The 26,557-nt window shown below is 72.8% G+C and carries 20 protein-coding genes; 13 read left to right on the top strand and 7 right to left on the bottom strand.

Annotation, left to right across the window (positions count from 1 at the left end):
- Positions 1-11: 11 nt before the first annotated feature.
- From OG897_RS19650 to OG897_RS19630, 5 genes are all read left to right on the top strand, one after another.
- On the top strand, positions 12-1,556 hold the full coding sequence (locus OG897_RS19650; protein WP_266658499.1) for a SagB family peptide dehydrogenase: 1,545 nt from the start codon (positions 12-14) through the stop codon (positions 1,554-1,556).
- A gap of 13 nt (positions 1,557-1,569) precedes the next feature.
- Positions 1,570-2,400, top strand: coding sequence for an HlyD family efflux transporter periplasmic adaptor subunit (locus OG897_RS19645; RefSeq protein WP_266658498.1), 831 nt, complete (start codon positions 1,570-1,572; stop codon positions 2,398-2,400).
- 15 nt (positions 2,401-2,415) lie between these two features.
- Entirely contained in the window at positions 2,416-4,761 is a 2,346-nt protein-coding gene (locus tag OG897_RS19640) for an NHLP family bacteriocin export ABC transporter peptidase/permease/ATPase subunit (protein ID WP_266658497.1), read from the top strand.
- The gene (locus tag OG897_RS19635; protein WP_266658496.1) at positions 4,758-7,790 is read left to right on the top strand and encodes an NHLP bacteriocin export ABC transporter permease/ATPase subunit; all 3,033 of its coding nucleotides are present in this window, start codon (positions 4,758-4,760) and stop codon (positions 7,788-7,790) included. The genes OG897_RS19640 and OG897_RS19635 overlap by 4 nt, the downstream gene beginning before the upstream one ends.
- 172 nt (positions 7,791-7,962) lie before the next feature.
- Positions 7,963-8,148, top strand: a complete 186-nt coding sequence (locus OG897_RS19630) for a hypothetical protein (protein WP_266658495.1) — start codon at positions 7,963-7,965, stop codon at positions 8,146-8,148.
- A 52-nt stretch (positions 8,149-8,200) separates the two neighbouring features.
- Here OG897_RS19630 and OG897_RS19625 read toward each other — a convergent pair whose 3' ends face one another.
- Together OG897_RS19625 and OG897_RS19620 are read right to left on the bottom strand one after the other, a co-directional pair.
- On the bottom strand, positions 8,201-9,520 hold the full coding sequence (locus tag OG897_RS19625) for a cation:proton antiporter (protein ID WP_266658494.1): 1,320 nt from the start codon (positions 9,518-9,520) through the stop codon (positions 8,201-8,203).
- Between the two features lie 87 nt (positions 9,521-9,607).
- Positions 9,608-10,297: a TetR/AcrR family transcriptional regulator C-terminal domain-containing protein gene (locus OG897_RS19620; protein ID WP_266658493.1), complete on the bottom strand. Its 690-nt coding sequence runs from the start codon at positions 10,295-10,297 to the stop codon at positions 9,608-9,610.
- 187 nt (positions 10,298-10,484) lie between these two features.
- On the opposite strand from OG897_RS19620, the gene OG897_RS19615 reads away from it, so the two are divergent.
- Complete coding sequence (locus OG897_RS19615; RefSeq protein ID WP_266658492.1) at positions 10,485-12,614, top strand: ABC transporter ATP-binding protein; 2,130 nt, start codon at positions 10,485-10,487, stop codon at positions 12,612-12,614.
- Complete coding sequence (locus tag OG897_RS19610) at positions 12,611-14,389, top strand: ABC transporter ATP-binding protein (RefSeq protein ID WP_266658491.1); 1,779 nt, start codon at positions 12,611-12,613, stop codon at positions 14,387-14,389. Before OG897_RS19615 ends, OG897_RS19610 begins: the two co-directional genes overlap by 4 nt.
- Positions 14,390-14,494: 105 nt before the next feature.
- On the opposite strand, the gene OG897_RS19605 is transcribed toward OG897_RS19610, so the two are convergent.
- Positions 14,495-15,268: a VOC family protein gene (locus OG897_RS19605; protein WP_266658490.1), complete on the bottom strand. Its 774-nt coding sequence runs from the start codon at positions 15,266-15,268 to the stop codon at positions 14,495-14,497.
- A gap of 275 nt (positions 15,269-15,543) precedes the next feature.
- On the opposite strand from OG897_RS19605, the gene OG897_RS19600 reads away from it, so the two are divergent.
- Positions 15,544-16,377, top strand: coding sequence for a sulfurtransferase (locus OG897_RS19600; protein WP_266658489.1), 834 nt, complete (start codon positions 15,544-15,546; stop codon positions 16,375-16,377).
- A gap of 86 nt (positions 16,378-16,463) precedes the next feature.
- Here OG897_RS19600 and sepH read toward each other — a convergent pair whose 3' ends face one another.
- Positions 16,464-17,561, bottom strand: coding sequence for a septation protein SepH (gene sepH / locus OG897_RS19595; protein WP_266658488.1), 1,098 nt, complete (start codon positions 17,559-17,561; stop codon positions 16,464-16,466).
- A gap of 509 nt (positions 17,562-18,070) precedes the next feature.
- Here sepH and OG897_RS19590 point away from each other — a divergent pair.
- On the top strand, positions 18,071-19,003 hold the full coding sequence (locus tag OG897_RS19590; protein ID WP_266658487.1) for a hypothetical protein: 933 nt from the start codon (positions 18,071-18,073) through the stop codon (positions 19,001-19,003).
- An 87-nt stretch (positions 19,004-19,090) separates the two neighbouring features.
- On the opposite strand, the gene OG897_RS19585 is transcribed toward OG897_RS19590, so the two are convergent.
- Positions 19,091-20,407 carry a D-arabinono-1,4-lactone oxidase gene (locus OG897_RS19585; protein ID WP_266658486.1) on the bottom strand — a complete coding sequence of 439 codons (1,317 nt, stop codon included), beginning with the start codon at positions 20,405-20,407 and terminating at the stop codon, positions 19,091-19,093.
- Complete coding sequence (locus tag OG897_RS19580) at positions 20,370-21,617, bottom strand: MFS transporter (RefSeq protein ID WP_266658485.1); 1,248 nt, start codon at positions 21,615-21,617, stop codon at positions 20,370-20,372. Before OG897_RS19580 ends, OG897_RS19585 begins: the two co-directional genes overlap by 38 nt.
- A gap of 149 nt (positions 21,618-21,766) precedes the next feature.
- Between OG897_RS19580 and OG897_RS19575 the strand changes: the two genes are divergently transcribed.
- Complete coding sequence (locus OG897_RS19575) at positions 21,767-22,936, top strand: ferrochelatase (protein WP_266658484.1); 1,170 nt, start codon at positions 21,767-21,769, stop codon at positions 22,934-22,936.
- A gap of 194 nt (positions 22,937-23,130) precedes the next feature.
- A complete protein-coding gene (locus OG897_RS19570) occupies positions 23,131-23,952 on the top strand; it encodes an inositol monophosphatase family protein (RefSeq protein ID WP_266658483.1) in 822 nt (273 codons plus the stop codon).
- Between the two features lie 81 nt (positions 23,953-24,033).
- On the opposite strand, the gene OG897_RS19565 is transcribed toward OG897_RS19570, so the two are convergent.
- The gene (locus OG897_RS19565; RefSeq protein ID WP_266658482.1) at positions 24,034-24,204 is read right to left on the bottom strand and encodes a hypothetical protein; all 171 of its coding nucleotides are present in this window, start codon (positions 24,202-24,204) and stop codon (positions 24,034-24,036) included.
- Positions 24,205-24,574: 370 nt separating this feature from the next.
- Between OG897_RS19565 and OG897_RS19560 the strand changes: the two genes are divergently transcribed.
- Together OG897_RS19560 and OG897_RS19555 are read left to right on the top strand one after the other, a co-directional pair.
- Positions 24,575-25,228, top strand: a complete 654-nt coding sequence (locus OG897_RS19560) for a response regulator transcription factor (RefSeq protein WP_185026810.1) — start codon at positions 24,575-24,577, stop codon at positions 25,226-25,228.
- A gap of 7 nt (positions 25,229-25,235) precedes the next feature.
- Complete coding sequence (locus OG897_RS19555) at positions 25,236-26,480, top strand: HAMP domain-containing sensor histidine kinase (RefSeq protein WP_266658481.1); 1,245 nt, start codon at positions 25,236-25,238, stop codon at positions 26,478-26,480.
- Positions 26,481-26,557: the final 77 nt, after the last annotated feature.

Genomic DNA, 26,557 nt, shown 5'->3' with positions numbered 1-26,557 from the left:
GCGGGGAAGCCATGACCACCACAGCGCCAGCACCCACCACGTACACCGGCACCTACCGACTGATCCCCGGCACCACCCTCGACGGCCAGGTCCTCACCACCCGCCTCGGCGAACTGCGCCTCAAGGGGCTGACTCCCGGAGCCCTGGCCGCCCTGAGCGCCCTCGCCGACGGCGACCTCACCGAGGCGCGGACCAGCGCCCTCGTCGTCGCCCGGGACGGTGAAACGGGCCTGCTGCGCTGGCAGATGCTGCGCGCGAGGCTCGACTCGACGGGCCTGTTCGAGCACGCGGTGTACGGGGGCGTCCGCTACGGGGACGCCCTCCACGAGGATGCCCGCCACGGCGGTTCCGTCGAGGCTCCGTACGGCCCCCTCCTCGCCCGCCTCACCCTCGTCGGCCGGGGCGGTACGGCCCTCAAGCCCGCCCCCGCAGGGCCCGCCCGTCTCACCCGCCACGCGCTGATCCGCCCCGCCGAGGGCGGCCTCGTCCTCCAGGCCCCCGGCAGCCCCCTCTCCGTACAACTCACCGACGAGGCAGCGCCGTTCCTCGCCCGGCTCGGCACCTGGACCGACGGTGTTCCCGTCCCCGTGCTGCGCCTGCTGGCCACCGCCGGGGCCCTCGCGCCGGGCGGCCCCGACGACGACCCGGAGTCCGGGTCGCGCGGCAGCGTCCAGTGGGACCCCGTCGACCTCGCCTTCCACACCCGTACGCGCGTCCCGGCGTCGGCCCCCGGCTACGGCGGCACCTACCGGCACGCCGACTGCTTCGAGCCGCTGCCCGTCGCCGTGGAGCCGGGGGACAGACGGCGGGTGCCGCTCCCGGAGCCCGACCTCGAAGCGGTCTCCGCGAAGGACCCCTCCCTCACCCAGGTGCTGGAGGAGCGCTCCTCGATCCGCGAGCACGACGCCGACGCCCCGCTCACCCTCGCCCAGCTCGCCGAACTCCTCTACCGGACCGTACGCATCCGCTCCACCATCACCGGCAGCGACGGCCAGGAACTCGCCGACCGGCCGGTCCCCGCCGGGGGCTCGCTGCACGAGCTGGACGTCTACCCGCTCGTCTCGCACGTCGAAGGACTCGAACCCGGCCTCTACCGCTACGCGTCCGACCGCCACGAACTCGAACTCGTCACGCCCGCCGGCCCGTTGACCGCACCCCTGGTCAAGGAGGCAGGGGACGCCGCCATGATGGCCGCAGCCCCCCAGGTCGTGCTGCTCGTCGCGGCCCGCTTCGGCCGGGTGCTGTGGAAGTACGAGACGGTCGCCTATCCCCTGATCCTCAAGCACGTCGGCGTGCTGTACCAGACGTTCTATCTCGTGGGCACCGCGATGGGGCTGGCCGTATGCGGGCTGGGCGGCGGGGACACGTCCGCGTTCGCCGCCGCCACCGGACTCGACCCGCTCCTCGAAGGGACCGTCGGCGAACTCGTGCTGGGCAGCCGCCCGCAGAGCCTCGCCCACGACCAGAGCCCCGCCCACGACCAGAGCCCCACCGACGACCAGAGCCCCGCCGAAGAAGGGCACGCCGAGCACACCCCGGCCGCCGCAGGCGACTGACACCGTACGACTTGTGGGGGGAGAGACCACCGTGCAGTTCCGCTACCAGGCTTTGCAGCGCAAGCGGGAACCCGACGAGCTGGACGCACCGGTCCTGCTCGCCGCGCCCCGAGGCTGGATCGCCGTCTTCGTCGTCATGATCGTGATGGCAGGGGCCTGCGTCTGGGCCGCGTTCGCCCGCCTCGACGTCACCGTCGACGCCCCGGGCGTCCTCAGCCACCCCGCCGGAACCAGCCAAGTGCAGAGCCCCTACACGGGGATGGCCCGCGAACTGCTCGTGCGCCCCGCCCAGGAAGTGAGCGCGGGCCAGCCCGTCGCCCGCCTGACGGACGACGCGGGAAGGGTGCGCACCGTCACCAGCCCGTTCGCCGGAAAGGTCATCAGCGCCACCATGACCAGCGGCCAGCTCGTCCGGGTCGGCGCCACCCTCGCCACCGTCGAACGCACCGACCTGCCGGGCGACCGCCTCGTCGCCCTGGTCTTCGTCCCCGCCGACCAGGCCGCCCGGCTGGCCCCCGGCCGTCCCGTCTCACTGTCCGTGTCGACCGCGCCCCCGGCCGCGTACGGCCTGCTGCGCGGGAAGGTCGCCCGGATCGACCCGTACCCGCTCACTAAGGAGGCCCTCGCCTCGCTGGTCGGCGGCGACCTCGCGGCCGACGGCTACCACAGGGGCCAGGCCCCGAGGCTGGTCACCGTGGACCTGATCCGCGACCGGGAATCGGCGTCCGGCTACACCTGGTCGACCACCCACACCCCGCCCGTCGCGCTCGCTTCACAGACGTCGGTCACGGCCTCGATCGAGCTGCGCACCCAGTCGCCGTTCGACCTGGTCCTGGGCCGCTGAGCCGAGGAGGCCCCGATGACCGACACGAAGATCCCCCCGAAGCCGTCCCCCGTCCCGCAGCCGGAGGCCGTACGCCGCCCCCGCCGCGCCGCGTCCCGGGCCCGGAGGCGGGCCAGGCGCAGGGCCCACCGCGTGCCGACCGTCCTCCAGATGGAGTCCGTCGAGTGCGGCGCGGCCAGCCTCGCCATGGTGCTGGCCCACTACGGACGCCACGTACCCCTGGAGGAGCTGCGCGCCCTGTGCGGCGTCTCCCGGGACGGCGCCAAGGCCAGCTCGCTGATCGCCGCCGCCCGCTCCTTCGGCATGGTCGCCCGAGGCTTCCAGGCCGAGGTGGACCTGCTGCGCGCCCAGACGGGACCCGTGATCATCTTCTGGGCCTTCCAGCACTTCATGGTGGTCGAGGGCATCTCCACCCGCTTCGGCCGGACCCTGGTCGCCGTCAACGACCCGGCGGGCGGGCCGCGCCTGATGGAGTGGGCGGAGTTCGACTCGGGCTTCACCGGGATCATGCTCACCTTCGAGCCGGGCCCCGACTTCCGCCCCGGCGGACGCCGCACCTCCACCGCCGCCGCCCTGCTCGGCCGCCGTCTGCCGTCGGGCCGGGCGCTCCCGCTGGTCCTCCTGGCGAGCCTGCTCCTCGTCGTCCCCGGCATCATCGGGGCCGCCTACCAGCGCGTCTTCATCGACCGGATCATCGGAGCCGGCTCCACGGGCGGGGTGCTGCCCCTGCTCGGGGCCATGTCGGGCACCGCCCTGATGATCTTCGTCCTGACCTCCGTCCAGCAGCACTACCTGCTCCGGATGGAGATCCGTGCGGGCCTGATCGGCTCGGCCCGCTTCTTCCGGCATCTGCTGCGCCTGCCCATCGAGTTCTTCCTCCAGCGCAGGCCCGCCGAGGTCGCCAAGCGGGTCGCGGGCAACGACACCGTCGCGATGATCCTCTCCCGCGACCTCGCCGCCACCGTGATCAACCTGATCCTGGTCGTCTTCTACGGCGGCCTGATGCTCCGCTACGACGCCCTGCTCGGCGCGATCGGCCTGTCGTCCGTAGCCCTCAACGTGGTCGTCCTCCAACTGGTCGCCCGCTCCCGCAAGGACGCCGTCGGCGCGTTGCGCACGGACCGGGGCAACCTGGTCGGCACCACCTTCGCGACCCTCTCCACCATCGAGTCGGTCAAGGCGACCGGAGCCGAACCCGACGCCTTCACCCGCTGGGCGGGCTTCCTCGCCAAGGTCACCTCCGCGCAGCAACGCCTGGGCCAGGCCACGGCCGTCCTCATCGTCGTCCCGCCGCTGCTCGCCGTCGTCAACATCGGCGTGCTCCTCCTCGTCGGCGGTCTGCGCGTGGTCGACGGCGCGCTGAGCGTCGGCCTCCTCCTCACGTTCCAGACCCTGCTGGCGGCCCTCAGCCGCCCGGTCACCCAGCTCACCAACCTGGGCAGCCGCCTCCAGGACCTGGACGCCGACCTCAAGCGCATCCACGACGTCGAGAAGTACCCCCAGGCCCGCATCTTCGACCCTCCCGTCGCGGACTCACCCGCCGCACTCGTCAAGGGTTCGCCCGCCGCGCCCGCCAGGAACGCGCCCCCGGGCCCCGGCGACACCCCCGCCAACCGCCTCGACGGCGAACTCACCCTCCACGACGTCACCTTCGGCTACGGCCCCCTCGCCCCACCCGTCGTCACCGGCCTCAGCCTCACCGTCGCCCCCGGCTCCCGCACGGCGATCGTCGGCGGCTCCGGCAGCGGAAAGTCCACCGTCGGCCGCCTCCTGACCGGCCTGTACGAGCCCCGTTCCGGCCGGATCCTGCTCGGCGGCCGCCCCCGCGAGGAGATCGGCCGCACCGTCCTCGCCGCCTCCATGGCGTACGTCGACCAGGACATCGCCCTCTTCGCCGGTACGGTCCGCGACAACCTGACCCTCTGGGACGACACGGTCCCCGACGAGGTCGTCCTCGACGCGCTGCACGACGCCGCGGTCTTCGACGAGGTCATGGCCCGCCCCGGCGGCCTCAACGCCACCGTCTGGGAACACGGCGGCAACTTCAGCGGCGGCCAGCGCCAACGCCTCGAACTGGCCCGCGCCCTGGCCGCCCGCCCCACCCTCCTGGTCCTCGACGAAGCGACCAGCGCCCTGGACCCCGCCACCGAACGGACCGTCATGGACAACCTGCGCCGCCGGGGCTGCGCCTGCCTGATCATCGCCCACCGCCTGTCCACGGTCCGCGACGCCGACGAGATCGTCGTACTCGACCGGGGCAGGGTCGCCGAACGCGGCACCCACGACGAACTCGTCGCAGCGGGCGGCAACTACGCGTCGCTCTTCGAGTCGAGCACGGCGGGGGAGCGTGACGCCCTGTGAACACCCCCGCCCCGACCCCAGCACCAGCCCCCGTCCCAGCCTCAGCACCAGCCCCCGCCCCGACCCCAGCACCAGCCCCCCTCCCTGCCCCCACCCGCACCTTCTGCCTCGACGCCCCCGACCAGCTCCTCTACGTCGAGTCGGGGGCCGCCGACCTCTTCGCCGTCGACCGGGGCACCGACACCGACCGCGCCGGACGCCGCCACTTCCTGTGCCGCGCCGAGGCCGGGGCCCTGCTGCTCTGCGGGACCTCCGACACCCGGCGGCACACCGTCGTCGCCCGGCCCGTGCTCGACTCCCGGCTCACCCCACTGCCCCTGTCCGTACTGGACGACATCCGGGCGGGCCGCGCCACCCTCCCGCAGCCCCCCGGCACCCGCCCCGTCGAACTGGACCACGCCCGCCTCCTCGACGGGCTCACCGACGGCCTCACCGCCCTCGCCGGGGCCCTCCCCGGCTCGCTGCCGCCCCGCCAGTTCACCTCCCTCGGCCCGTCCGGGACCACCGAGCTCGCCGAGCGCGCCGTGACCCGGTCCGTCGACGGTCTGCGCTTCGTCCGCGTGGTGTCGGGGCAGCTCGACCTCGGCGACCCGGCCACCGAGAACGGCACCCCCGACAACCCGGGCACCGAGACCGACGCACTGCCCCTAGAGCCTGCGGGCCCCGGAGCCGTGGTCTGCCTCACCGAACGCGACTGGCTGCGCGCCCGCACCCCCGCCCGCCTCACCACCGCCTCCCTCCTCGACGTCTACCGCCAGGGCCGCCTCGTCGCCGTGCTCACCGAGCACGCCGCGCGGCTGCGCGCCACCGTCGACCACCGCATCGCCGTCCTGCGCACCCGCGAAAGCACCGAACTCGCGGTGCGCGCGGCCAAGGACGACGCCGTCCTGTCCAGCACCGTCCGCAGCTTCGACGCCGTCCTGCACGACACCGAGGCCCGCGTCCGGCTCGCCGACGTCGCCGCCGACCCGCCCCTCCTCGCCGCCGTCCGCCTGGTCGCGTCCCGACAGGGCTTCTCCGTACGGCCTCCCGTACGCGGCAGCGGACAGCGCAGGTCCGACGGCGACGACCTGCGCGCCATCGCCCTCGCCTCAGGGGTGCGCACCCGTACCGTCCGCGTCGACGGCCGCTGGTGGGCCACCGACCTCGGCCCCATGGTCGGCTACCGCACGGCGGGCCGCCCCGTCGCGCTCCTGCCGCTGGGCCACGGCTACGTCATGGTCGACGACGGCCGCATCACCCCCGTCACCGACGGCACCGCCCCCCTCCTGCGCAACCAGGCCGTCGTCCTCTACCGCCCCCTCCCTGAAACCGTCCGGGACGTCCCGAGCCTGCTGCGCTTCGGCCTCTCACCGTCTCTCGGGCACGGCCGTGACCTGGCCAGATTCGCCGTGACCGCCGTCCTGGTCGCCCTGATCGGGCTGGTCATCCCGGTGATGACCGGCAAGGTCCTGGGGACCTTCGTCACCGCCGCCGCCCGCGACCTCATCGTGCAGGGCGCGCTGGTCGTCATGGCCTCGGGCCTGGTGACCGCCGCCCTCTCCGTCGTCCAGAACCTCGCCGTACTCCGGATGGAGAGCCGGGCGGGCGCCGCCATGCAGGCCGGACTCTGGAACCGCCTCCTCTCCCTCCCCGCCGCCTTCTTCACCCGCTACTCCACCGGTGAACTCGGCACCACCGTCCTGGGTGTCACCGCCGCCCAGGAACTCCTCTCCGGCATGCTCACCACCGCCGTACTCGCCCTGACGACCGGCCTCGCCAACCTCACGCTGGTCTTCTTCTACGACGTACGCCTGGCCCTGCTCGCCGTCGCCCTCACCGGCTTCGGCGTCCTCGTCGCCGCCGTCACCGGACGCCTCCAACTGCGCTGGGCCCGTCGCGAGTACCGGCACGAACAGGCCATGTCCGCCATGGTCTTCCAGCTGCTCACCGCCATGCCCAAGCTGCGCGTCGCCGCCGCCGAGGAGCGGGCCTTCGCCGAGTGGACCCGGCTCGCCGCCCACGGCCACACCCTCTCCGCCCGGGTCCGCCGCATCCAGAACGCGGTCACCACCTTCAACGCGGGCTTCCCGCTGGTGTGTTCGGCGATCGTGTTCGCCGTGACGGCGGGACTGCTGCACGGGCAGATCCCGCTCGCGTCCTTCCTGCCGTTCTACGCCGCCTTCAACCTGCTGCTGTCGGCGGGACTCCAGTTCACCGCCGCCGCGGTCACGGCCGTGGGCACCGTACCGATGCTGGAGAAACTCGCGCCGATCCTGGAAGCGACCCCCGAGAACGACGGCAGCAAGGCCGACCCCGGCGACCTCTCCGGCCGCGTAGCGGTCTCCCACCTCTCCTTCCGGTACGGGCAGGACGGCCCGCTCGTCCTCGACGACGTCAGCCTCAGCGCCCGGCCGGGCGAGTTCATCGCCGTCGTCGGCGCGTCGGGCAGCGGCAAGTCCACCTTGCTGCGCCTGCTGCTCGGCTTCGAGACCCCGCTCTCCGGGAGTGTGCTGTACGACGGCCAGGACCTCGCCGAGCTGGACATCTCGGCGGTGCGCCGCCAGTGCGGGGTCGTCCTCCAGAACGGCGCGCTCCAGCCGGGCGGCATCCAGGCCAACATCGTCGGCTCCGCCGGACACACCCTCGACGACGCCTGGACGGCCGCGGAGATGGCGGGCCTCGCCGACGACATCCGGGCCATGCCGATGGGCATGGACACCGTCCTGTCCGAGGGCACCAACACCCTCTCCGGCGGCCAGCGCCAACGCCTCATGATCGCCAGGGCGTTGGTGGCCCGCCCCCGCCTCGTCTTCTTCGACGAGGCGACCAGCGCCCTCGACAACCCCACCCAGAGCCTCGTCGCCGAGAGCACCCGGCAGCTCAACGCCACCCGGCTCGTCATCGCCCACCGCCTGTCCACCGTCATCGATGCGGACCGCATCGTGGTCATGGAGGGCGGCCGGATCGTCCAGCAGGGCACCTACGAACAACTCCTCGCGGAGACGGACGGCCCCTTCGCCCGCCTGGCCAACCCCCAACTGGCATGACACCGGCCCCCGGTGTCCGCCCGCCGGGCGAGACGCGTGCACAGCGCAAGGAGATCGCAAAGTGTCCCGTGCCGGGCGGGCCCCGGTGTCACGATCACCCACGTTCCACCACCCCCACACGCCGCACCCGCCACACGCACGGCGTACCGACAAGTGAGCAGAGGACAACGCCATGAGCCAGCGACCGCAGACCGCAGCCACCAACCCGAACGTCATCCTTCCCGTCCTCTACGCGGTGATCCTGATCGTGGTCGGAGCGCTGGCCAGTGGCACGGTCACGGCGATCGTCGCCGTGGTGGGCGCCGTCCTCCTCGGCCTCTACTTCGCGTTCGGACGCAGAGGCCGCACCGGCAACTGACGGGAGGGCGGGGCCCGTTGCGGGCCCCGCCGCCCCTGTGTCGCTCCCGGCCTCAGCGGGCCGGCACGGCAATCCCGTCCACCGGCCCGCTCCTTCCCGCCGTACGGTTCACCAGCCCGAGCAGCGGCCCGGTCGCGGCCGTGGTCACCAACGCCATCACCACCAGCGCGAGCATCAGGGGAGCGGACAGGATGCCCGCCCGGTGACCGGCCTGGAGCACGATCAGCTCGGTCAGCCCCCGGGTGTTCATCAGTGCCCCCACGCGCAGCGCGTCCGCCGTCCCGAGACCGGCGGACCGCGCCCCCCAGTACCCCCCGGTCAGCTTGCCCGCCAGCCCCAGGACGAGGGTCGCGGCGATCAGCGTCCACGAGGTGGCGGCGAACGCCCCGGTCAGTACGGTCACCCCGGTCACCACGAAGAACACCGGTGTCAGCGCGAGCCCGGCCCGCGACACCCGCGCCACCGCCCCCTCCCAGGGCTCCGCCCCCTGCCCGCCCCGGGGGACACCCAGCCCGACCAGGGCCGCCCCGACCACCGCCGTCATGCCCAGCCGCTCCGTCTCCAGGGCCGTCGCCAGGGCCACCGAGGCGATCAACGGGGCGGCGAGCCCGGGCCGTTCGCCGAAGAACCGCCGTACGGCGGCCGCCCGCAGCACCGCCCGCAGGGCCAGCGCGACCACCCCGGCGAACAGCAGCGCCTGCGCCGCACCCACGGGCCCGCCCGCCTGCCCCGTACCCAGCCCGACGGCGACGGTGAGCAGCACCCACCCGACCCCGTCGATGACCAGCGCGGCCCCCAGCGCGAGGTTCCCGGCGGCCGTGTCCGTCATCCCCCGGTCGACGAGTATCCGGGACAGCACGGGCACCGCCGTGATCGACATGGCCACGGCCACCATCACGACGAACGCCGGAAGGGGAGCCGTCCCCCGCGCCGCCCCGTCCCCGCTGACCTCGATCACCGCGACCAGCAACAGCCCCGCCACCAGGGGCAGTACGAGCGCCCACCCGGCCAGCGCGGACAGCGCCCGCCGCGACGGCCGAGGCCCGCCAGGCCCGTCCTGACCGTCCGGCCCGTCCTGACCGTTCGACCGGAGCTTGTGCGTCAGCCCCACCAGGAAGAGCACGAGACCGGCCTGTCCGACCACCTTGAGGTTCTCCAGCACCGCCCCCGGCAGCATCACCCCGAACAGCTCCCGCCCGAACAGCGCCAGCACCAGGGGCCCCACCAGCAACCCCACCGTCACCTCCCCGATGACCGAGGGCAGCCGAAGCCACCGGGCCGCGCTCCGCCCGGCGACCGCCAGCAGGGTCACCGCCAGGAGCGCGGCCCCGGTGTGGGCGAGCTGTGCCGGGAGCAGTCCGTGAAGTTCCATGGGCAGGAAGGCTAGGGGCGGCGACGCGCCGGTCCGGTACGTCAACGCGGCTCACCGCTACGTAAATCGGGGTTACGCATCCACCCCTCACGCCTGGGCGAGCAGCCCGTCGATCACGGCCTCCAGGCCACGGTGGTGGTCGTCCGCCGCGGTCACTTCGTTCCACCGGCCCCCGAAGGCGGCGAGCCTCGGGAACTCCTCCGCGTCCAAGGACGCCATGGTGAGCTCCAGCCGCGTGGGCCTGTCCCGCTCCCGGGGCCGCTCCCGGTGGAGCAGGGTCAGTTCCCCGACGGTGTACGTCCAGATGACGCGGTAGGCGTACGCCGCGTCCTCCGGAGTGAGGCCGCACCCGATCAGTGCGTCGACCACGCCCTCCACCATCCACATCGCGGAGACGCTCGCGAAGGCGTCGGAGGACAGCACCTCCACGATCCAGGGGCGGTCCGCCAGGATGTCGTGGAACGTCCGCGCACAGACGGCCAGCTTCTCGCGGGGCTCATCGGGCAGCTCGGGTCGCGGAATGTCCTGGGCGTACGCGTCCAGGAGCAGCATCAGCAGATCGTCCTTGTCCTGTACGTGGTGGTACAGGGACATCGGCGTGCTGTTGAGCTCCCGCGCCAGGCGGCGCATGGACAGTGCCCCGGCCCCCTCCGTGTCGAGGATGCGCCCGGCGGTGGCGAGGATCGCGTCGAGGGAAAGCCGGGGCGGGCGGCCGACCTTGCCCGAACGGCCGGTGTCCGGACGCCCTGCCTTGCCGGAATCGGGTGTGGGCTGCACGGGTTTCGCTTCCTCATTCTTCTCCGGGGGCGTCCCCAGCGTACGCGCGGACGAGCGTGCCCCACCGTCGTGCCCCGTGCGTACCCCGTCCGCGTCCCGTGCCCAAGTCCCTGGAGGTTTAGTTTTCTTACGCGTACAGTAATTGCATCGACGTGCCCCTGCGAAGACGAACGGAAAGGAGAGCCCGATGGCCGTCACCGACTCTGCCGCAGCTCCCTCAGCGACGCGGCCCCCGCGCCCGACACCCGGGACGAAGCCGACCACGACTTCGCTCCTGCGCCCGTACGCAGGGAACTTCGCCGCCCTCGTGGCCTTCCAGGTGACCGGCGCCCTCGCGGGTCTCGCCCCGCTGCTTGCGGTCGTCGAGCTGGCGCGCACGATGCTGGCGCCGGGGCCGCCCGACTCCGGCCACGTCTGGAACCTCGTACTCCTGGGCGTCACGGGCCTGTTAGTACGGCTGCTCTGCACGTCGGCCTCCTCCGCGATCGGCCATGTCCTGGACGGGCGCGTGCAGTTGACGTTCCGCAGGCGGCTCGCCGAGCAGTTGGGCCGCGTCCCGATCGGCTGGTTCTCCCGGCGCAGGACCGGCGAACTCGCCAAGGTGGTGGGGGAGGACGTCTCGGCCGTGCACCCCTTCGTCGCCCACGCCCCCGGCGAACTGGTCTCCGCCTTCGTGGTCCCCCTCGCCTCGCTCGGCTACCTCCTCACCGTCGACTGGCGGCTCACCCTGATCACCCTGATTCCGGTGGTGCTCGCCGTCGCGTTCGTGCCGCTGATGATGACTCCGGCCCGACAGCGCGAGCAGGCCGACTTCGACGCGGGCACGGGGCGGATCGCGCACTCCGTCGTCGAGTTCGTCGAGGGCATCGCGGTGGTCAAGGCATTCGGCGGGTCAGGGCGCGCGCACGCCGCGTTCCGTACGGCCGCCGACGTCTTCGTCACCACCTTCACCCGGTGGGTGCGCGGTGTGGCCCGCCCCGCCGCGGCCATGCAGTTCGCCCTGTCGCCGCCCTTCGTGATGCTGACCGTCCTGACCGGCGGGGCCGTCCTGATCACGGGCGGCCGACTGGCCCCGGCCGACCTCGTGCCCTTCCTTCTCCTGGGCCTCGGACTGACGGCCCCGCTCGCCGCTCTCGGCCACGGCTTCGACGACCTCCAGACCGCCCGCCGCGCGGTCGGCCGCATCCGTGACGTCCTGGGGGTCGAACCGCTGTCCCAGCCACCACACCCGCGGACCCCCCAGGGCCACCGGGTGGAACTGCACGACGTCCACTTCGCCTACGAGGCCGACGCGCCCACCGGCCCCGACGCATCCGGCACCCCCGGCGGACCCGACGAGGCCGACGCGCCCACCGGCCCCGACGCATCCGGCACCCCCGGCGGACCCGACGAGGCCGACGCGCCCACCGGCCCCGACGCGCCCACCGGACCCCACGCGTCCGGCGCCCCCGGCGCGGACTCCCGCGAAGTCCCCCGCGAGGTCCTGCGCGGCATCGACCTCGTGCTCGAACCCGGCACGGTCACCGCCGTCGTGGGCCCCTCGGGCAGTGGCAAGTCCACCCTCGTCCAGCTCCTCCCGCGCTTCTTCGACCCCACCCGCGGCTCGGTGCGCCTCGGCGGCGTCGACCTGCGCGACATCGCCGCCCGCGACCTGTACCGCACGGTCTCCTTCGTCTTCCAGGACGTACGGCTGCTGCGTGCGTCCCTCGCCGACAACATCGCCCTCGCCGTCCCGCACGCCGACCGAGACGCCGTCGTCCGGGCCGCCGAGCTGGCGCACATCCACGACCGCATCCTCCAACTGCCGCGCGGTTACGACTCGGTGATCGGCGAGGACGCCGGGCTCTCCGGCGGCGAGGCCCAACGCGTCGCCCTCGCCCGCGCCCTCCTCGCCGACGCGCCCGTCCTGGTGCTCGACGAGGCCACCGCGTTCGCCGACCCCCAGACCGAACAAGCCGTGCGGCACGCCCTGGCGAGCCGGGGCGGCGACCGTACGGTCCTGGTCATCGCCCACCGCCTGGAGACGATCGCCGACGCCGACACGGTCGTCCTGCTGGACCACGGCCGCATCGTCGCATCCGGCCCACCGACCCAACTCCTCACCACCCCGGGCCCCTTCACCTCCTTCTGGAAATCCCACCTCCCACCGACCCCCGGCGGAGCCGACCCCCTCGCCCCCGCCCATCCCACCGACATCCCACCCACCGACACCCCACCCACCGACACCCCCCACCCCACCACCTCCCGCCCCACCCCCGACGGAGCCGAACCCCGCCCCACCCCCACCGGAGCCCCGCAAGGAGACGACCCCCGATGATCCGCACCCTCCTCAGCGTCCTGGGCCCCCGATACGCCCCACCCGTCCGCCGCACCATCGCCCTGATGACCGCCACCGCCATCGCCGAGGGCCTCTCCTACGCCCTCCTCGTCCCCGTCCTCCGCGAACTCTTCGGCAGCACCCCCACCGACGCCTGGCCCTGGCTGACCGCCTTCGGCGCGGCCGTCGCCGTCTACGCCGTACTGCGCTACGTCAGCGACCTGTCCGGCTTCCAGGTCGGCGCCACCCTGCTCAGCGGCATGTACCACCGCCTCGGCGACCACCTGGCCCGGCTGCCCCTGGGCTGGTACGCCTCCGGCCGCGTCGGCGAGGTGTCCGTGCTCGCGGGCCGGGGCGTCCTCCAGGCGATGTCCGTGATCGCCCACCTGCTCCAGCCGTTCGTCTCCGCGAGCGTCACCCCGCTGACCATCGTCGCCGTGATGCTCGCCTTCGACTGGCAGCTGGGCCTCGCCGCCCTCGCCGCCGTCCCCGTCGTCGCCGCGATCCAGCTCCGGACCTCACGCGCCTCCACCACCACCGACGAGGAACGCGAACGCCGCGACGCAGAAGCCACCGACCGGGTCGTCGAGTACCTCAAGGCCCAGCCCGTCCTGCGCGCGGGCGGTCGCACGGCCGAACGCTTCGCCCTGCTCGACGACGCACTCCAGGAGATGCAGCGCGCCACCCGCCGCTCCACCCTGGCCGCCCTGCCCGGCGTCGTCGGCCTCGGCCTGACCGTGCAGGCGGCCTTCACCGGCCTCCTCGCGCTGGGCGCCCACCTCGCACTCGGCGGCAGCATCGGCGTCGCCGAGACCCTGGCGATCCTGATCCTCGCCGCCCGCTGCGCCGACCCCCTCCTCTCCCTCACCGACATCGGCGGCCAACTCCGCGTCGCCCGAACCGTGTTGACCAAGCTCGACGCCGTCCTGCGCACCGAGCCGCTCCCCGTGCCCACCGACCCGGTCCGCCCTGACGGCCACGACCTGGAATTCGACTCCGTCACCTTCCGGCACGCCAACGCCAACGCCAACGCAGACGCCAACGCAGACGCCAACAACCGTGCCCACGAGCACGCCGACGACCGCTCACCCGTCCTCGACCACGTCTCCCTGACCGTCCCCGCAGGCCAGCGCCTCGCCGTCGTCGGCCCCTCCGGCGCGGGCAAGTCCACCCTGCTCCAACTCCTCGCCCGGTTCTACGACGTCGACGCGGGAGCGGTCCGCGTGGGCGGCGTCGACGTGCGCGCCGTCGACCCGGAGGTCCTGATGGCACGGTTCGCCATCGTGTTCCAGGACGTCTACCTCTTCGACGGCACCATCGAGGACAACGTCCGCCTCGGCCGCCCCACCGCGACCGACGCCGACGTACGCGAAGCGGCGGCAGCGGCCCGCCTCGACGAGGTGGTCGAACGACTCCCCGGCGGCTGGGCCGCTCACGTCGGCGAGGGCGGCGCCCGCCTGTCCGGCGGCGAACGCCAACGCGTCTCGATCGCCCGCGCCCTCCTCAAGGACGCGCCCGTCGTCCTCCTCGACGAGGTGACCTCCGCGCTGGACCCGGTCAACGAGACGGCCGTGCAGGAGGGCATCGAACGCCTGATGGCGGGTCGGACCGTGGTGATGGTCGCGCACCGGATGCACACCGTCCGCCGCGCGGACCGCGTCGTCTTCCTGGAGAACGGCGGCATCACCGAACAGGGCAGCCACGAGGACCTGCTCCTGCGCGGCGGCCGTTACGCCGACTTCTGGAGCGTGTCCCTGGCACCTGTGGGGGAGTGAACTGCCCGGGTTCCGGGAAGCGCCGCCCCGGAACCCGGCCCGTCCCGACTCGACGACGGCGACCGTACGACCCTACGACCGTACGACCGTACGACCGCCAGAACCTCAGCCTCGCGGCCGTACGACCGTGAAGACTGCCCCCTCCGGATCGGCGACCACGGCCGCCCGCCCGCTCACGGTCTCCCTCGGCTGCTGGACCACGTGCCCGCCCAGGTCCGTCACCAGCGCCGCCGCCGCGTCCGCGTCCTCGACCGCGAAGTACGTCATCCAGTGCGCGCCCCGGTCCCGGGGCAGCGCGTGCCCCACCCCGTGCAGCGACGCCACCGGCTTCTTCTCCAGGAGCAGCGTCGTGAAGTCGAAGTCGGCCGAGACGACCGGCTCCGCGTCGTACCCGAACACGGCCTGGTAGAACTTCACGATGCTGGAGGTCTCCCGCGTCACCAGCTCGTTCCACACGGGCGTCCCCGGGGCCCCGGCGATCGCCGTGCCCGCATGGCTTTCCGCCTGCCAGAGCCCGAACACCGCCCCCGCCGGATCGGACGCGATGGCCATCCGCCCCGCGTCCCCCGCGTCCAGCGGCCCGACCGCGACGGTGCCGCCACTGCTGCTGATCACCTGTGCGCTGGCCCCCGCGTCGTCGGTCGCCAGGTACGGCGTCCACGCGGTGGGCAGGTGCCGGTCGGGCGGCAGCTGCCCCAGACCGGCGACTTCCTTTCCGTCCAGCAGGGCCCGGACGTACGGGCCGAGCTGCTGGGGTCCCGGCCGGAACTCCCAGCCGAACAGTGCTCCGTAGAACTCCTGGGTGGTGGGCAGCTGGTGCACCATCAGACTCACCCAGCAGGGGGTGCCGGGCGTGAGCCGAGCGGCAGCCTCGGTCATGAACTTCTCCTCGGACCATTCGTGGTGGCCGTACGGGATCGGGGCGTGCACGCCGTTGTGCGGTACGGATTCGCGCCCGAGTGTGCTGCGGTACGGATTCGTGCCCCGTGCAGATGCTTGCACCACCCGGCGCGGAGCGCGCCCCGGCCGCGCCGCGCGTCTCGTTTCCACCTCGTTACGAGAGTGGCGGGCGGGCGGCGTGCTGCGGGTGGGGCCGGTGATGCTCCGGCGCACACGGTTCCGGCCGGGCCGGGCGCTGCGCGAGGATGGCCCCCATGAACGCCATCATCTCCGCAGCCGACCTCGCAGGCGAGTCGGCGGGACCCCGTCCGCCCGTCCTCCTCGACGTCCGCTGGCAGCTCGGCGGCCCGAACCAGCGTCCCGCGTACGAGGCCGGGCACCTGCCCGGCGCGGTCTTCGTCGACCTCGACGCGGAACTGGCGGGACCGCCCGGTTCCGGCGGCCGCCACCCGTTGCCCGACCCGGCGGCCTTCGGCGCGGTCATGCGCCGCGCGGGCGTCTCGGCAGGGACTCCCGTCGTCGTGTACGACGGCGGTCTCGGCTGGGCGGCGGCCCGCGCCTGGTGGCTGCTGCGCTGGACGGGGCACCGGGACGTACGGGTCCTGGACGGTGGCCTCGCCGCCTGGACGGGCGAGCTGTCCACGGAACTCCCGACCCCCGCCGAGGGCGATTTCCAGCCGTCCCCCGGCGGCATCGGCCTGCTCGACGCGGACGCCGCCGCCGTGCTGGGCACCTCGGACGAGGGCCTGCTCCTCGACGCCCGCGCGGCCGAGCGCTACCGGGGCGACGTCGAGCCCATCGACCGTGTCGGCGGCCACATCCCGGGCGCCGTCTCCGCCCCCACCAGCGAGAACGCCACCGCCGACGGCCGCTTCAAGCCCGCCGCCGAACTGGCGGAGCGCTTCGCGGCACTGGGCGCGCTGAAGGCCCCGACCGTCGGGGTCTACTGCGGCTCGGGCGTCTCCGGCGCACACCAGGTGCTGGCCCTGGAGCTCGCGGGCGTCGAGGCGGCGCTGTACGCGGGGTCCTGGTCCGAATGGTCGTCGGACGCGTCCCGCCCGGTCGCCACAGGACCCGACCCGCGCTAGTCACCCCGACGACGAAGGGCCCGTACGCGAACGTACGGGCCCTTCACCACGACGACGTACCGCCGTCTACTCCTGCTGCTCCCGTGTTACTCCTGCTTCTTCCTGCGCGTGCCGAAGACGATCTCGTCCCAGCTCGGCACCGCGGCCCGGCGGCCCGGACGTACGCCGTCCGCCTCCGCCTGCCGGTCCGTCGTGCCGACGAGCCGGTCCCGGTGGCCCGCCACGGCACGCGGCATCAGTACGTCCGCGTACGCCGCACCCGCCCCGGCGGCCGCGGGGGGCTCCTCCGGTACGGATTCGGGTTCGTCCGCCTCGATCGCCGTCGGCGGCTCCGGCGGAGGCGGCGGAACCTGACGCTCCGGCACCACCATGTCCCCTCGGAAGCTGGGCACGGCCTCCAGGAGGCTGGTCAGCGAATCGCGCTCGGACCCACCGTCGTCCGCGTCCATGGCAGGCATGACGGGCGGCGAGGGCCGCTCCAGCTGCCGGTCCAGGGCACGGTCCAGCGGCCGTTCCAGGGAACGGTCGAGGGCCCGGTCCAGCGGCCGGTCGCGCGGCAGCCGCGCGATGCGGGGCACGAACGGGAAGCTCGGCTCGGGAGCCGCGGGCAGGTCGTCGCTCTCGCCGATCAGCGAGCGCGCCTCGTCGTCCACGGCAGCGACCAGCCTGCGCGGCGGGTCGTACGTCCAGCTCGCCGAGTGCGGTTCGCCCGCCACCCGGTAGACGAGGAGGACCTCCCAGGTGCCGTCGTCACGACGCCAGGAGTCCCAGAGGACCGTCTCCTTGTCGGCGCCGCGCAGCAGCAGCCGCTCGTGCACCGCCTCGCCGAGCTGCGGTCCCGCGTTCTCACCGGGACGCCGCACCGGCGTCTTCCGTGCGCGCTCGGCCATGAAGGCGCGCTCGGCGAGCACGGGGCCCTCGAAGCGGCGCACCCGGTCGACCGGGATTCCGGCCATCTGGGCGACCTCTTCGGCAGAGGCTCCTGCTCGTATCCGCGCCTGGATGTCGCGAGGGCGGAGGTGACTCTCCACCTCGATCTCGATCTGGCCGAGTCGGGCGCGGTCGTTGCGGACGGCGGCACGCAGTCGCTCGTCGATCGGAAGCGTGTACTCCGTGCTGTCCGCAGCCTTCAAAACCAGCCGTGTGCCGTCGTTGCTGACGGCCACGACACGCAGTTCGGGCATGGGGACCTCCCGGGTGGTGCCTGCCGACGTCACGTGCGTCGCTGCTTCCGCTAGTCGAGTGTGGCCTGCCCGGGTGCAGCCTGCCACTACCTTGCCGTGTTGCCCGGCGTGTCGGGCGTTGCGCCCTGGTTCGCCGTTATGGCACGGTGACCTGTTGTCGACGCAAAGTAACCATTGGTCACCCTGTGTAGCAGGTACCCGTTCGATGCCGCGGCGCCGCCGGTACGAGTGCCGTTCGGCCCCCTCCCGAAGGGTCCGGACGCCCATGGGGGAGACCAGATCCAGGGCTCGCCACAGTACTCCATTCGGGCCACATGGGTGGACCGGCGCGCCACCGAAGTTCTCCCCAGCCACGGGAGTTGTCACACCCTCGGACGACCGGCCCCGCGAGCGCCCTCCTGCCCCGCGCGCGACCGTCTGACGCCGTCGGGTGTCCTGATTCACAGAAAGATCAGAAGCGGAACTTTTCACTTCGCCCAAATGTCCCTTCCTGTAGCAAGGTGTAACGGATGGGCAAACAGAGGTTGGAGATGGACAAGAAGCTGGATACCGGTGAAGAACCGGCGAAGCGCCGCATCGACCTGAGCGTGGCGCAGGTCGCGGGCAGTGCCGTGGCCGCGGTCGTCGCTGCCGTGCTGGCGTCCAAGCTGGGCGTGTACGGGACGGTCATCGGCGCGGGGGTGGTCAGCGTCGTCGCCACCAGTGGCGGAACGATTTTCCAGCACGTCTTCAAGCGCACCGGCGAGCAGATCCGCGAGGTCACGGTCCACGCGAAGCCGAAGAACAGGCCGCCGCACGGGGAGGGCACGACCGATGCCACCCGCGTCCTGCGGACCGTCGAGGTGCCGACAGGGCTCGGCGACGGGCAGGTCCCCAGTGACGGCGGGTTCAGCGAGGCGACCGTGCACGGCACGCGTGTGCGTGGCTGGAAACGGTCGGCGATCGGGGCGGCGGTGGTGTTCGCGATCGCGATGGGCGGGATCACGGCGTACGAGGTGATCGCGAAGCCCCTCGACGGTCGCAGCAAGCCCGCGATCGAGGGTGTCTTCACCGGCAACAACGAGAAGCGGACCCCGCCCGCCGAGCAGCCGCCCGCCAGCCGGACCCCCGAGAAGGACACTACGGGCGGCACCGGCCAGACCCCCGACAAGGGCACCGGCGAGAAGTCCCCCGACCCCACCACGGGCACCACGGGCGGCAAGGAGACCCCCGACCCAAGCGTCACCCCGACCCCGGACCCCACCACCGGCACCGGTGGCACCACGGGCGACGGCGGCACCACCGGGGGCGAGACGCCGAAGCCCCCGTCGCCCACCAAGGCCCCGGACGGCGGCGGCGCCCAGGACGGCAAGGGCCAGCAGGGCGGCGCGGAAGGCGTCCAGGGGCGCCAGCAGGCCCCCGTGCCGCCTGCTGGGGCGAACGAGGGCACCCCGGCGTCCTGAGCGCCTCCGGGTGCCCTGCGGACGCCTCTGGGGGTCCTGCGGGCACCCAGAGGCGCAGCCGGGCCGCTCCGCCGTCGTAACGCCCCGTCAGTCGCCCAGCACGCGCCGCAGGTAGTCGTTGCCGAACAGGCGGTCCGGGTCGAGCCGGTCGCGCAGCGCCGTGAACTCCCCGAAGCGCGGGTACGCCTCCGCCAGGTACGCGGCGTCGCGGGTGTGCATCTTGCCCCAGTGCGGCCGGCCCCCGTGAGCGGTCATGATGCGCTCGACGGCGGTGAAGTACCCCTGGTACGGGGTGCCCTTGTACATGTGGACCGCGATGTAGGCGGTGTCCCGGCCGGACGCGGTGGACAGCGCGATGTCGTCGGCGGGGGCGGTGCGCACCTCCACCGGGAAGCTGATCTTCAGCGGGGAGCGCTCGACCATCGACCGCACCTCGCGCAGCGCCTCCACCGCCGCCTCGCGCGGCAGGGCGTACTCCATCTCCACGAAGCGCACCCGGCGCGGGCTCGTGTAGACCTTGTACGGAATGTCCGTGTAGGTGCGTGCGGACAGGGCGCGGCTGGAGACCTTGGCGATGGCCGGGACGGTGCGCGGCACGGCCCTGCCGAGCGAACAGACCACCTGGAAGAGCCCGTTGGACATGAACTCGTCCTCGATCCACCCGGCGATCCTGCCGGGCGGGGCGACGGGGCCCAGGGTGCGGTTGTTGCGCTTGGTATTGCAGTTGCCGGTGTGCGGGAACCAGTAGAACTCGAAGTGCTCGTTCTCCGCGACGAGCGCGTCGAACTCCGAGGTGACCTGGCCGAAGCTCATCGGCTCCTCGCGCGCCGTCAGATGGAAGATCGGCTCCACGGCGAAGGTGATCGCGGTGATGATGCCGAGCGCGCCCAGACCGATCCGGGCGGCCGAGAAGACCTCCGGGTTCTCCTTCGCGGAGCAGGTCAGGACGCGGCCGTCCGCCGTGATCAGCTCAAGTGCCGTGATCTGGGCGGCCAGCGAGGCCGACTCGCGGCCGGTGCCGTGGGTTCCGGTGCTGGTGGCACCGGCCACCGTCTGCTCCATGATGTCGCCCATGTTCGTGAGCGACAGACCCTCACGGGCGAGCGCCACGTTGAGGCGCTTGAGCGGAGTGCCCGCCTCCACGGTGACCGTGCCCGCCTCGCGGTCGATGTGCCGGATGCCGGTGAGCAGGTCGGGGCGGACGTGCACGCCGTCGGTGGCCCCTATGGCGGTGAACGAGTGCCCCGTGCCGACCGGCTTGATCTTCAGGCCCTCGGCGGCGGCACTCCGTACCGCCTCTGCCAGTTCCTCGACCGACGAGGGGGTCACCGCCCGCGCGGGGCGGGCGGTGACGGTGCCCGCCCAGTTACGCCAGGCGGTGCTCGTCTTCGTGGTGTCGCTCATCGGCGCCGTACCCTCCCCGAGTCGTTGCCGGCCTGCCCAGCCGGCGGTACCCCAGGAACGCCACCGCGGCCGCGAGAGCCCCTGACACGACGGACACCACGTACGCCGCGTCCGCCCCCATCCCGTCGACGGCCCACCCTGCGGCGGACGAACCGAGCGAGACGCCGACGGCGAGACCGGTACTGGTCCAGGTCATGCCCTCGGTCAGTTTGGCGCGGGGTACGTGCTGTTCGACGAGGGCCATCGTGGTCACCATCGTCGGTGCGACGGCAAGGCCCGCGACAAAGAGCGCCACGGCCAGAAACGGAAGGTTCCCGGCCAGTTGGAGGGGGATCATACTCACGGCCATCGCACACACACCCAGCAGCCACCTCTTCGTGGGCGACCCCTTCAGATGCAGCAACCCGAACACCGCGCCCGCCAGGCACGATCCGAGCGCGTACGCGGCCAGCACCAGGCTCGCCGCCGCCTTGTGGCCCCGCTCCTCCGCGAACGCCACCGTCACCACGTCGACCGACCCGAAGACGGCGCCCGTCGCGACGAAGGTGGCCACCAGCACCTGGAGCCCGGACGACCTGAGCGCGGAGCCGCCCTTCCGGTGGGGATCACGCGGATGCGGCACCGGCTCCGTGGCGCGCTGAGCGGTCAGCCAGAAGACGCCGATCAGCAGGAAGACGCCCGCGATTAGCGGGCCCGCCTCCGGGAACCAGGCCGTGGACAGGCCGATCGAGACGATCGGCCCGAAGATGAAGCAGATCTCGTCGGCTATGGACTCCCATGCGTACGCGGTGTGCAGCTCGCGCGGCGAGCCCCGGTAGATCGCCGCCCAGCGGGCCCGGACCATCGAGCCGACGCTGGGCACCGTGCCCGCGCCCGCCGCGAAGACGAACAACGCCCAGTCGGGGGCGCTCTGCTGGGCGCAGACCAGCAGTCCGGCGACGGCGACGGCGGCCACCAGCGTCGCCGGGCGCAGCACCCGGCCCTGGCCGTGCCGGTCGACCAGCCGGGAGATCTGCGGCCCGAACACCGCCGCCGACATGGCGAGCGTGGCCGCGAGGGCGCCTGCCAGGCCGTAACGGCCGGTGAGCTGGGAAATCATGGTGACGATGCCGATGCCCATCATGGACAGGGGCATCCGGCCGAGAAGGCCCGCCGCCGAGAAGCTCCTGCTGCCGGGGGCGGCGAATATGGTGCGGTAGGGACTGGGCAACGTAACGCTCCGCCGATCGGGCGCGCTCTGGGGGCCGGCGCCGTTAACACGTGTAAATGGTTCGTACAGGTTACGTAGCGAAAAGGCGTGCCGCTCGTGTGATCTGTGTCGGGTGCGGGGCTGTCGGAGGCGGGTGGCAGGATCGGGGCATGCCTGATCAGCCCGATGCGGTCCTCGGCGACTCGCTCCTCGAAGCGTCCGACGCGACCCCTTACGACGCCCTGCTGCTGCTCTCCTTCGGCGGTCCCGAGGGCCCCGACGACGTGGTCCCGTTCCTCCAGAACGTGACGCGGGGCCGCGGCATCCCCGAGGAGCGCCTCAAGGAGGTGGGGCAGCACTACTTCCTCTTCGACGGCATCAGCCCGATCAACGAGCAGAACCGCCGCCTCCTGGACGCCCTCCGCGAGGACTTCGCCGGGCACGGCCTCGACGGCCTCCCGCTCTACTGGGGCAACCGCAACTGGGACCCGTACCTGACGGACACCCTGCGCGAGATCACCCGCGACGGCCACCGGCGCATCGCCGTCCTGGCCACCAGCGCCTACGCCTCCTACTCGGGCTGCCGCCAGTACCGGGAGAACCTCGCCGAGTCGATCGAGACGCTGCGCGCGGAGGGGCTGACCCCGCCCCGAGTCGACAAACTCCGCCACTACTTCAACCACCCCGGCTTCGTACGCCCGATGGCCGACGGCGTCCTCGCCTCCCTGGCCGAACTCCCCTCAGCCGTCCGCGACGGCGCGCACCTCGCCTTCACCACGCACTCCATCCCGACGGCGGCGGCGGACGCCTCGGGCCCCGTCGAGGCACACGGGGACGGCGGCGCCTACGTCGCTGCGCACCTCGACGTCGCCCGCCTGATCGCCGACGCCGTCCAGGACGCCACGGGCGTCGCCGACCGCCCCTGGCAGCTCGTCTACCAGTCCCGCTCCGGCGCACCGCACATCCCGTGGCTGGAGCCCGACATCTGCGACCACCTCGCAGCGCTGCACGGCGCGGGTGCTCCCGCCGTCGTCATGGTCCCGATCGGCTTCGTCTCCGACCACATGGAGGTCCTGTACGACCTGGACACGGAGGCCACCGCCAAGGCCGCCGAACTGGGCCTGCCCGTCGCCCGCTCCGCCACCGTCGGCGCGGACCCGCGCTTCGCCGCCGCGGTCCGCGAACTCCTCCTCGAACGTGCCGCCACCGAACGGGGCCTCGCCGTCCGCCCCTGCGCGCTGGGCTCCCTCGGCCCCAGCCACGACCTCTGCCCGGTCGGCTGCTGCCCCTCCCGCTCCCCGAAACCGGCGGCGGCGGGCGCGGACTCTCCGTACGCGTAGGGAGGGTGCCACGGCGGGGGGCATTCAGGGGCGCGGGGAACTGCGCGCCCAGCCACGACGCACCCGCACGTACCCGGGATCAGCCGCGCGGCCAGCGCTTTCGGGAAGGGGCGGGGAGGGGAGAAATGCCCCGCGCAGCGGCCTGAACCCCAGCCCCCACCCACCCGCACGCACTCAGAGCCCCCGGGAGAACCGTGACCGACGAAGAACCCCTCAAGGCGGAGCTCCTCCGCATCGCCCTCGAAGCCGCCCACCTCGCCGGCGACCTCCTCCGCGACAACCGCCCCCACACCCTCACCGTCGCCGCCACCAAATCCAGCCCCGTCGACGTCGTCACCGAAATGGACCTCGCCGCCGAGAAGCTGATCACCGGCCTCCTCGCCGAACGCCGCCCCCACGACGGCATCCTCGGCGAGGAGGGCTCCGCCACCGAGGGCACCAGCGGTGTCCGCTGGGTCGTCGACCCCCTCGACGGCACCGTCAACTACCTCTACTCCCTGCCCACCTGGGCCGTCTCGATCGCCGCCGAGTACCGGGGCACGACGGTGGTCGGCGTCGTCGCGGCCCCCATGCGCCGCGAGACCTACCGCGCGGTCCTCGGCGGCGGCGCCTACTGCGACGGTCCCTCCGGCACAGACCAGAAGCTGACGGTCCGCCCCTCCCCACCCCTCGCCCAGGCTCTCGTCGGCACCGGCTTCGGCTACCTCGCCGCCCGCCGCAAGCGCCAGGCCGAGATCGCCGGGCAGCTGATCCCGGGCTTCCGCGACATCCGGCGCGGCGGCTCCGCGGCCGTCGACCTGTGCGACGTCGCGGCCGGGCGGCTCGACGGCTACTACGAGCGCGGCCTCAACCCCTGGGACTACGCGGCAGGTGACCTGATCGCCCGCGAGGCAGGCGCCCTGACCGGCGGCAGGCCCGGCGACCCGGCCTCCGCCGAGTTGACGGTCGCCGCCTCCCCGGGCGTCTTCGCCCCGCTCCAGACCCTGCTGGAGGACCTGGGCGCCTGGCACGACTGACCAGGCCCGAGGGCAGGCACGACGGAGGGCCCCGATCCGGCGCGCAGCCGGACGGGGGCCCTCCGCCCGTGGACGTACCGCTTACGCGGCCATGTCGATCTCCACGCCGTGTTCGGCCGCGAGCTGGTGCAGGTCGTCGAGCTCTTCCTGCTCGACGTCCACGAGGAAGTCGTCGCCTGCCTCCCGGGCCCGGGACAGGTCCGACTCGGTGTCCTTTATGCGCTTCAGGAGACTGGTGGTGAAAGCGTCCATGGGTGCGCCCCCTCGTCATGGGTCGGTGGCACGGGGGTGTGCCGAGGGTTGTTCGATCACACGCACCCCCGTCGGCGCATTCCCTCTGGACACTCCCTGGGGGGACAGAGCGGGCTGTGGCGCGCCGCATACGGGGCGTGATCGCGGGTGTTTAGACGTCCTCCCCAGGCCGTGCGGCCAAGAAACCTCAACTCCCCCGAGAATCATGGAAGTCGCGGCTCCGCCCGGCCGCCCGCCGTCGGCCCGGAGCGCCCCGCAAGCCGCCTTACAGCCGGTTTACGACTGAAACGGGCAGGATGGAGGTCCACACACCCCTGCCCGGAGGCGTTCTCCCAGGACGTTCCGCCGGGCACCACAGGAAGGACCCGACGTGCGCGTACTCGTCGTCGAGGACGAGCAGCTGCTCGCCGATGCGGTGGCCACCGGACTGCGCCGGGAGGCCATGGCCGTCGACGTCGTGTACGACGGCGCCGCCGCCCTGGAGCGGATCGGGGTCAACGACTACGACGTCGTGGTCCTGGACCGCGACCTCCCGCTCGTGCACGGCGACGACGTCTGCCGCAAGATCGTCGAGCTGGGCATGCCCACCCGCGTCCTGATGCTCACCGCCTCCGGCGACGTCAGCGACCGCGTGGAGGGCCTGGAGATCGGGGCGGACGACTACCTCCCCAAGCCCTTCGCCTTCACCGAGCTGACCGCCCGCGTGCGCGCCCTGGGGCGTCGCACCACCGTCGCGCTGCCGCCCGTACTGGAGCGCTCCGGCATCAAGCTCGACCCCAACCGGCGCGAGGTCTTCCGCGACGGCCGGGAGATCCAGCTCGCGCCGAAGGAGTTCGCGGTGCTGGAGGTGCTGATGCGCAGCGAGGGCGCCGTGGTGTCGGCGGAGCAGCTGCTGGAGAAGGCGTGGGACGAGAACACCGACCCGTTCACCAACGTCGTGCGGGTGACCGTCATGACCCTGCGCCGCAAGCTGGGCGAGCCTCCCGTCATCGTCACGGTGCCCGGCTCGGGCTACCGGATCTGAGGCGGCGGTGAAGACCACACCCGCCCCACCAGCCGCGCCGCCCAAACCCTCCTGGGACCCCCGCCAGCCGGAACCGGCCTTCCCGTGGATCCGCTCGACGATCCGCATACGGCTCACGCTGCTCTACGGCGGCATGTTCCTGATCGCGGGCATCCTGCTGCTGTCGATCATCTACCTGCTGACCGCACAGGCCCTGCGGGACGGCACCCAGTGGCCCGACCTCCAGGTGAAGGGCCAGGGGGTCCACCTTTCCAGCGGGCAGTGTCCCGCGCTCGACGTGGCCCGGAACAACGACGAGCTGAACACGGTGCTGCGCTCCTGCCTCGGCGGTGCGCGCCAGGAGGCCCTCAACGACCTCCTGAACCGCTCTCTCCTCGCCCTGGTCGGTCTCAGCGTCATCGCCTTCGCCTTCGGGTACGCGATGGCGGGACGCGTCCTGTCGCCGCTGGGCCGCATCACCCGTACCGCCCGCCGGGTGGCCGGTACGGACCTGACCCGGCGCATCGAGATGGACGGCCCGGACGACGAGCTGAAGGAGCTAGCGGACACCTTCGACGAGATGCTGGACCGGCTGGAGCGCGCCTTCACCGCCCAGCAGCGCTTCGTCGCGAACGCCTCCCACGAGCTCCGTACGCCGCTCGCCATCAACCGGACCCTCCTGGAGGTCCACCTGTCGGACCCCGGGGCACCGGTGGAGCTCCAGCAGCTCGGCAAGACCCTGCTGGCCACCAACGAGCGCAGCGAGCAGCTGGTGGAGGGCCTGCTGCTGCTGGCCCGCAGCGACAACCAGATCGTCGAGCGCAAGCCCGTCGACCTGGCCGAGGTCGCCACCCGCGCCCTCGACCAGGCCCGCTCGGAGGCCCAGGGCAAGGGCGTGGAGCTGCGCGGGGAGCAGAAGCCCGCAGTGGTCCAGGGCAACGGCGTCCTGCTGGAGCGGATCGCGCTGAACCTGGTTCAGAACGCGGTTCGGTACAACGTGGCCGACAATGGCTGGGTCGAGGTCACCACCGAGATCCAGCACGGGCAGGCCGTGCTGGTGGTTTCGAACACGGGTCCAGTGGTTCCCGCGTACGAGATCGACAACCTCTTCGAGCCGTTCAGAAGGCTGCGCACGGAGAGAACGGGCAGTGACAAGGGCGTCGGCCTGGGGCTGTCCATCGCGCGCAGCGTCGCGAGGGCTCACGGAGGCCGTATCATCGCGGAGCCTCGCGAGGGCGGCGGTCTCGTCATGCGCGTCACGCTTCCGGTCTGAGTCCCCTGGGGACACCGGATCGCGGCGACTGGTGAAGCCGCCAATGTGTTCGCTTTAAGCGGAATTTTCGGGACGGA

It is taken from the genome of Streptomyces sp. NBC_00237, assembly GCF_026342435.1.
In the GTDB taxonomy this organism is placed as follows: domain Bacteria; phylum Actinomycetota; class Actinomycetes; order Streptomycetales; family Streptomycetaceae; genus Streptomyces.
This window is presented reverse-complemented; position numbering and strand designations above follow the sequence as displayed.